9 protein-coding genes and 1 pseudogene are annotated in these 7,783 nt (G+C 58.4%); 2 read left to right on the forward strand and 8 right to left on the reverse strand.

The features are described 5' to 3' along the window. A pseudogene (locus tag Q0288_RS17150) lies at positions 1-254 on the forward strand (hypothetical protein); the annotation flags it as partial. A 163-nt stretch (positions 255-417) separates the two neighbouring features. Here Q0288_RS17150 and Q0288_RS17155 read toward each other — a convergent pair. The 8 genes from Q0288_RS17155 to Q0288_RS17190 all read right to left on the reverse strand — a co-directional run bounded on the left by Q0288_RS17155 (position 418) and on the right by Q0288_RS17190 (position 7,016). After that, positions 418-903 carry a DinB family protein gene (locus Q0288_RS17155; protein ID WP_299433348.1) on the reverse strand — a complete coding sequence of 162 codons (486 nt, stop codon included), beginning with the start codon at positions 901-903 and terminating at the stop codon, positions 418-420. Positions 904-912: 9 nt separating this feature from the next. Beyond that, on the reverse strand, positions 913-1,530 hold the full coding sequence (locus Q0288_RS17160) for a DsbA family protein (RefSeq protein ID WP_299433351.1): 618 nt from the start codon (positions 1,528-1,530) through the stop codon (positions 913-915). Between the two features lie 2 nt (positions 1,531-1,532). Beyond that, positions 1,533-2,498: an N-acetyl-gamma-glutamyl-phosphate reductase gene (gene argC / locus Q0288_RS17165; RefSeq protein ID WP_299433354.1), complete on the reverse strand. Its 966-nt coding sequence runs from the start codon at positions 2,496-2,498 to the stop codon at positions 1,533-1,535. After that, complete coding sequence (locus Q0288_RS17170; protein ID WP_299433357.1) at positions 2,495-2,641, reverse strand: hypothetical protein; 147 nt, start codon at positions 2,639-2,641, stop codon at positions 2,495-2,497. Before Q0288_RS17170 ends, argC begins: the two co-directional genes overlap by 4 nt. A 119-nt stretch (positions 2,642-2,760) precedes the next feature. Next, on the reverse strand, positions 2,761-3,702 hold the full coding sequence (argF, locus tag Q0288_RS17175; protein WP_299433360.1) for an ornithine carbamoyltransferase: 942 nt from the start codon (positions 3,700-3,702) through the stop codon (positions 2,761-2,763). Positions 3,703-3,910: 208 nt separating this feature from the next. Next, entirely contained in the window at positions 3,911-4,609 is a 699-nt protein-coding gene (deoD, locus tag Q0288_RS17180; RefSeq protein WP_299433363.1) for a purine-nucleoside phosphorylase, read from the reverse strand. 207 nt (positions 4,610-4,816) lie between these two features. After that, positions 4,817-5,914: a type IV pilus twitching motility protein PilT gene (locus Q0288_RS17185; RefSeq protein WP_299433366.1), complete on the reverse strand. Its 1,098-nt coding sequence runs from the start codon at positions 5,912-5,914 to the stop codon at positions 4,817-4,819. Positions 5,915-6,509: 595 nt separating this feature from the next. Beyond that, positions 6,510-7,016 (reverse strand): MogA/MoaB family molybdenum cofactor biosynthesis protein, encoded by a 507-nt coding sequence (locus Q0288_RS17190; RefSeq protein WP_299433369.1) that lies wholly within the window; start codon positions 7,014-7,016, stop codon positions 6,510-6,512. A 25-nt stretch (positions 7,017-7,041) separates the two neighbouring features. On the opposite strand from Q0288_RS17190, the gene Q0288_RS17195 reads away from it, so the two are divergent. Continuing rightward, positions 7,042-7,665: a GNAT family protein gene (locus Q0288_RS17195; protein WP_299433372.1), complete on the forward strand. Its 624-nt coding sequence runs from the start codon at positions 7,042-7,044 to the stop codon at positions 7,663-7,665. The last annotated feature ends 118 nt before the right edge of the window (positions 7,666-7,783 follow it).

Raw genomic sequence — 7,783 nt, forward strand, 5'->3', positions numbered from 1 at the left:
TAGACAAGGCCCACCCTGGCAGCGCTACCTGGACCAGGGGCAGCCACAACCGCAATCTGATCTGGTACACCGACCCCACCCTGCACTGGAACCGCTCCGTCTGCCAGAACCCCCTGGGTCGCCTGATGAACTTCGATAGCGGGGCCAAGGAGTACGTCTACACCAACCCAGCAGGCCAGCAGTCTACCCTGCGCCTCGAGTTCAGCGCCTGCGGCAACTTCACCGTGACTCTGAACGGACAATCTGTGCAGTAGTCCTGGCGCTCAGGTAAGCTGGTTTTCAACCTGGACCCGGCTGGTTGAACGGTGGAACTTACTGTGAGCGGCTCGTCTCGAGATTCCCAGCGCATACGGATTTCTTTTTACCAGAACACTCGCCCACTCAGGCCCGCCCTTGGCAGAACCGGGGGCGGGTTTTTCAGGTGCTCCATATCCCCATCACCCGCCGCAGCACAATAAGCTCTCCGGTGTGGTAGGCGTTGTGGGCCGCGACGATGTGGATCTCGCGCAAGACACTGTGCCGGTGCTCGCGGCTGTTGGAGAGCGGGGCCAACAAGTCCACGCGGGGGTCTTGCACCATTTCGACCAGCGCTTGCCGGTCTGATAGGAACTGCCGAACACTCGTATTCCAGCCCGTCAGGTCGGTCTGGGCCGATCTTTCCGGCCAGTAGTCGTCGGGAAAGGCAGGCCAGTGGTAATGGTCGGAAACAATGTAGTCCAGGATGTCCTTTTGCGCCAGGCGCAGGTGCTCGACCAGGTGCCAGAAGGTGTAGGGGCAACCCGGTGGTCGGGTATTGAGGTGGGCCTCGGGAAAATCCGTGACCGCGTCCTCAAAATCGGCGTGGGCTTGCCGAATGGTCAGCAGGGCAACCAGGTGTTTTCGTATTTCCCGATCAGTATTCATAGACCTCCCCTACTTGCGGGGCCGCTTGATGGTCTCAATATGGGCTCCATTGTGCAACACCGCCGTATAGAGTTCCCACAAATTCACTGCCAATTCAGGCTCGGTGGTGAGTTGGGTAAAGCGAAAATAGGCTGCATCGCCCGAGGGCAGCACAAAAGTAGGCGTGCCAAATACGGCCAGCTCGCCTGCAGCTTCCAGATCGCGGCCCAATTCGATCCGGCGACCCTCTTCGTCTTCCAGATCGGCCATAAAACGCTCCAGATCCAGGCCAGCCCGGCTCACGGCATCCACCAAAGTCTCGTCGTCGCCCAGTTCCCGCTGATCCTGATGACGCAAACGAAATAGCTCCAGGGCAAAACGCAGGTGGGCTGTCTTCCCTTGCTGTCTGGCAGCGTGTGAAGCCAGAAAAGCCCGCAAAGCCCGGGGGCCTTCCAGGGGTTGTTCGACCAGTTTCCAGACCGGGGCATTGCGCGGTAGGCCTGCGTTTGCCCTATGATTCCCTTGCTCCAAGCTGAAATGCCGAAGTTCCAGATCCAGACCCAGTTGCGGGGCCGCCACCTGAACCAGCTCCAGGCCCCGCCAGGCAAAGGGGCACAAATAGTCGAGGTACGCTGTAACGGTCTGCACGGTCAATCCCCAAAGTACTCGTAGGTATGGTCGCCTTCCAGGCCCAGCATTAGATCGAGGTTCTGTACCGCAGCCCCCGAAGCGCCCTTGCCCAGGTTATCGAAACGGGCCACCAGCAACGCCTGTTCGCGTTCCGGATTTTCGAATACGAACAGTTCCATCCGGTTGGTGCCGTTGAGCCGCTGGGGGTCGAGCACCGGATGGTGCTGGGCATAGGTTTCCAGCGGCATCACCTGGATGAAGCGCTGGTTCTGGTAACGCAGCGCAAGGGCTTCGTGCAGGTCGGCCCCGGTGACTTTATGGGGTAACGCCCACAGGTGTACCGGGATGAAGTCCAGCATCCCCTGACGGAAGCGGGCCACGGCGGGGTTGAAGATGGGGGCCTGTTCCAGACCGGAGTAAACCGTCATTTCGGGCACATGCTTGTGGGTGAGCTCGAGGCCATAGGCGCGGAAATCTCCTGCCAGACGGTGCCCACCCCGGCCTTCCATCGCATCAATCAGTTGCCGCCCACCCCCCGAGTAGCCTGAGATGCCCTGCACCGAGGCCGCGAACCTGGAGGGGAGCAGTCCCGAATCCACCAGGGGCCGCAGCAGTGCAATGGCCCCGGTGGGGTAGCAGCCTGGATTGGAGACCAGCCGCGCTTTACGAATACGTGCAGGCTGACCCTGGGTTAGCTCAGGAAAGCCGTAGACCCAGCCCTCGGCTACCCGGTGAGCGGAACTGGCATCCAGCAGGCGGGTCTGGGGGTTTTCCAGCATCCCCACCGTCTGTTTGGCAAGGTCGTCTTGAAGGCAGAGAATCGCCACCTCCACCGAGTTCAGCAGGCGCTTGCGCTCGAGTATGTCCTTGCGTTTGGCGGGATCAATCGAGATCAGTTCGATATCGTTGCGGAACTGCAAGCGAGCCCGAATCTGGAGGCCGGTGGTACCCGCCTCGCCATCAATGAACACTTTGGGTTTGCTCATGGGTTTTCCTCGAGATCTTTTTTGCGGTACCCCCACGTCCGGTGGAAACCCCTAAGCGCCACCGCCAGACCACCCACCCGGATAAACTTCATCCGGTTTCGTTCCAGCATGACCAGCAGATTTTCGAAGGTGGGGGTCTTCATCTTCAGGCTGGATGCCAGGTTCTAGCAGCATCGGTTGCAGGCAAAAAACCAGCGCTGTGGGGGATTCTACTCGGCGCGGCCCAACCTGTTTGCGGATATGCTCATGGCTTCCCACCATCCTAGCCTAGCAGATGATAGAGTAGGGCTTTCTGAGCGTGCAGACGGTTTTCGGCCTGGTCAAACACCCGGGACTTTTTGTGCAGGGTGGCCTCCTCGACTACCTCCTCGCCGTAGTGGGCCGGCAGGCAGTGTAAGAAAATACCATCTGGAGCAATTAAGTCCAGCATGGCCGGGTTGACCTGAAAGCCAGCAAAGTCTTTGATTTTGCGCTTCTGGCTGGCCTCGGCCTCCTGACCCATCGAGACCCACACATCGGTATAGAGCACCTGGGCCTCTTCCGCAGCGGCGCGGGGGTCGTGGGTTAGGGTAATATCAGCGCCACGCTTCAGGGCTTCCATGTAGATGACCGCATTGGGCTCGTAGCCACGCGGAGTCGCAATGGTCAGCTTGGTGCCCGACAGCACCGCAGTCTGGATGTGGGCATTAGCCATGTTGTTGCCATCGCCGATGTAAGCCACTTTGAGACCCCTGGTGTTGGGGAAAGTTTCTTCGATGGTCTGGTAGTCGGCCAGCAGTTGCACCGGATGCAGCAGGTCGGACAGGCCATTGATCACCGGCTTGGAAGCGTACTGGGCTAACTCCTCGACGGTGGAGTGCAGGTAGACCCGGGCCATGATCCCCTCCACCCAGCGCTCGAGGTTCAAAGCGATGTCGCGCACAGGTTCACGGGTTCCCAGGCCAATTTCGGCATTGGTGAGGTTGAGGGCATGGCCCCCCAGGTGGTTCATGGCCACCTCGAAGGTCGAGCGGGTACGCAGGCTGGGCTTCTCAAAGATCATGGCCAGGGTCTGGCCCTCGAGGGGACGCAGCCCCTTGAATGCCCCCCGTTTCATGGCGTGGGCGGTGTCCAGAACCGCCCGATATTCGGCGGGCGATAAATCGAGATTGGAAAGGAAGTCGCGGCCTTTCAGGCTAGAAACAGGTTTGATCGCTTCAACCACAAGGAGCCTCCAGACCTACCCAGTGCGTATAAACACGCAGCTAGAGAGTTTGATTATACGGGTACAGGGAAAATTGGCCTCGCCGAACCCTCTGGCTCTGCACCCAGGCTGCTGTCGTTGCCACTGCGGAGGCAGTCCTGAACATGAAGACCACCTCCAGGCTCAGGACGGCCCTCGCGGGGCGCTTGTACACCCTACCTGGTGGACATCAGATAGCTTCTAGCGCCATCTCAATCATCTGGTTGAAGGTTTCTTGCCTTTCCTGCGCGGTTGTTTGTTGGCGGGTTACCAGATGGTCGCTGATGGTCAGAATGCAAAGCGCTTGTACGCCAAATTTGGCAGCCAGTGTATACAAGCCTGCTGCCTCCATCTCCACTGCCAGTACCCCATACCTCGCCCAGAGTTTGAAACTGTCGGGCTGGTCGTGGTAGAAGGTATCGGATGAGAGGATATTGCCTACATGAACGGGCATACCCCTGGCCTGGGCATGGTCGTGGGCGCGGCGCATCAGCTCGAAGCTGGCGATAGGAGCATAGTTCTGCCCGGCAAAGCGGATATGATTGATGGCCGAGTCGGTACACGCAGCCTGGGCAATCACCACGTCACGGAGTTTGACCTGTTCTTGCATGGCCCCAGCGGTTCCGACCCGAACCAGGGTTTTGCAGCCGTAGAACTGAACCAGCTCGTGGATATAGATGCTGGCTGATGGGATACCCATCCCGGTGCCCTGTACGCTGACCCGTTTTCCTTTGTAGGTTCCGGTATAGCCAAACATGTTGCGCACCTGGTTATACAGCACAGGATTTTCCAGAAAGTGCTCGGCAATGTACTTGGCCCGCAGGGGGTCTCCAGGGAGCAAAATGGCTTCGGCAATCGCACCGGATGGGGCAGAGATATGCGGAGTCATGCCTGTACTCTATCGTGTAAGGGCAGGTTAAATACAGTATGTAACCCTACCGCACTCCTCGTAGACGATACCGCCCCTCCTGGGTAGAGGCCCATCGGGACCCGCTATCGCTCCTACACCCTGCGGCATCCCTTCTGTTCAGGGCTGATACTTCAATACCCACGGCGGCTCCACAATTGCATAGAACGCGCTGACTTGCAGACTGTTCTATTCATCCGTCCAGTCGCCAAAGCCCTGATGGTCGGACTGGCGCAGGATTGCAAGTTCGAACTGGGTGGGGTTCTGGGCGTGCAGGCGGGCGGTCTGGTAGTCCACACTGCCCTTGTTGTACAGAGAGAGCAAGTTTTCGTCAAAGCTCTGGTACCCCTCCAGGCCCTGCTCACGCAACACTTCGCGCAGGCGATCCGTCTGGCCGGGTTGTTTGAGGGCCTCGCGGATGCGGGTGGTCATGGTGATAACCTCGGTAACAGGAACGCGCTCACCATCGGTAGTGGGCACCAGGCGCTGGTGGATGATGCCCAGGAGGCTTTCGGCTAACAGCACCCGGTTGATGTTGCGCTCGCCCTGGCTAAAGAGTTCCAGCATTCGATTCAGCACACTGCTGCTGTCGCTGGAAACAAAGGTCGAAAGCACCAGATGGCCGGTATAGACTGCATTGAGCACTGCCGAGGCCGTGGCCTGGTCGCGGATTTCGCCAATTACGATCACATCCGCATTCTGGCGCATGGCGGCCAGCAAGGCTTTTTCGTAGGAAACCGCATCGGAGCCAATTTCGCGCTGGATGACGGCGGAGCGCTTGGGACGGTGCAGGTATTCGATGGGGTCTTCGACGGTGACGACGATTCGGGCATGGTGGATGTTGATCTCGTCTACCAGCCTGGCCAGGGTGGTGGATTTGCCTGCGCCAATAGGCCCCGTAACCAGCACCAGGCCCCGGCGTTGATCGCGGAAAAACTCGAGGTATTCCGATCCCACATTAACTTTGCTGAGATCGGTATCTTCGCTGCTGAGGGTATGAAACACCGCGCTGATGGAGCCGCGCTGGTAGAACAGGTTTATCCGCAGCCGGGTCAGGCCAGGGAGGCTATAGGCCACGTCTACCTGGCGGAAGGTGCGCAGGCGGGCTTGCTGCTGGGGGGTGCACAGCTTCTCAACCAGGCTGGTGGTGAATTCCGGGGTGATGGCGCCCTGGCTGACCGTTTTGAGTTCGCCGCCGATGCGGGCCAGCACAGGAATTCCGGCATGAAAATGGATATCCGAGGCGCCTTTGTGCACAAGCAGGGTGAGCATTTCTTCAAAATGCATAGCCAATCAAGGGGAAGCCTATCATCTTTTGTGTAGCCCCGACCCTGTTTTCAAACTGTCAAGCGTTACGGAATCCCCCTTACGGCTCTTAACAAAGGGGGCGGAGCAGCCCCCTTTCTGGCCCTTTGCCGAGGGAGCTGCCCACAAAGGTGCAAATTAGAGCGTTCCCGGAAAGAACCCAGCCATCCCCAAAAGTCAAAAAGTTGTACTGGACTCGTTTTTTGCGACCGGGAATAGCGGCAAAAATAGAGAGAGCCGCGATAAATGTCGGGAGCGGAAGGATTGGCTGAGAAAGCGTATCTCGCTCTGCAATTTGGCCATGCACAGCATTTTGTCCAGGGAACGGGCTCATTCTTTCGGAAAACCGCTCGAAATGCTCCGGTAATTTATTCCCGCATGGATTCCGACCTTCAGACAGCGGCGGGCCACTCTGGTGCGGCTCGCTTCGGGGGCGCATACCGGTTTTTTGGCTACCAGACCAGCGCGCTGCGTCCAACGGGATCTGTCGAGTCCATCCAGCCCACTGGCATAGCAGCGGCCCCGGTACTCGGATGTATGCCGAGCCTGATGCCGCGACCCCATACCGTGGAGATACTTAGTCGAACGAGAGGGCGTGGGCCAGTTGGGCGACCGGGCGACCGGTAATGCGCTGGACAGCTTCGGGAATCAGGGGAAGGATGATCTCGAGGGAGTCTTTACACCCCTGAGGGCCGCCCGGCAGGTTGACGATCAGGGTTTTGCCCCGCACCCCCGCAACCCCTCTGGAAAGTGCAGCCAGTGGGTTTTTCTTATAGGCCTCTATCCGGATGAGCTCGGCAATGCCAGGAGCCTCCTTTTCCAGCATATCGCGGGTGGCTTCGGGCACGTGGTCGCGACTGCTGAGGCGGATGCTGCCACTGGTCAGGATCAGATCCAGACCGTCGCGGTCTGTCCACAGGCGCAGCAGGCGTTTGATCTGGGCAGGCTCGTCGGGGATAATCTCATAGCCGGTAACCTCGTAGGGGCCAAAGGCCAGGGTTTCACGCAACACGGCATATGTACGGTCTTCAACCTCGCCGCGGGCCTCGCGGTCGGAAATGGTAAGGATACCAACTCGAATCATTTGGTACATAGTCTAGACCACAAAGATGATAGTTTTTGGTTATATGTGGCACGAGTGCGTTACACTGGAGGGCCGTTTCATTATTCTTAAGCCCCTGAGCCTCGAGCACGCCCCCGCCTTGCTCGAGCATTTCGATCTCGAGATGGTGCAGTATCTTAGCAATGCGCCCACGGAACCCACCCTGGAGGCTATGCAAACCTATATCGGATCGCTACTCTCGGCCAAAGACCGGGTCAACTGGGCCATCTTCGACAGGGCCAGCGGCAAAATGGCCGGACGCACCGGGTATGTTCGGATTAATACAAAATACCGCTCGCTGGAAACCACCACCTGGATTTTCACCCCTTTTCAAGGGGGGTATGCCAACCTCGAAAGCAAATATCTGCTCATCCGCCACGCCTTTGAGCAACTGAAGGCCGTCCGGGTGCAGTTCCGGGCCGACGCCCGCAACAGCCGCAGTTGCAAAGCCATCGAAAAACTGGGAGCTACTTTCGAGGGAATTTTGCGCAAGGATCAGATTTACCCCAATGGCGTAATCCGCAATACGGCTGTCTACTCCACCATTGACAACGAGTGGCCCGAGGTGAAGAGGGGGCTCGAGGCCAGGCTCTACGCAGCAGGAATATCTGATGCAAAAACTAAAAGCTAGCTTTAGCACAGCAGCTGGTGCAAGAGGAAGAATTGCAAAAGTTACCCTATTCGACGGGTTGGTGTCATACCGGATTCAAAAAGATCATCCTCCAACCCGAAGACCCGGAGGCTCTCTT

The organism is uncultured Meiothermus sp., assembly GCF_937863175.1.
In the GTDB taxonomy this organism is placed as follows: domain Bacteria; phylum Deinococcota; class Deinococci; order Deinococcales; family Thermaceae; genus Meiothermus.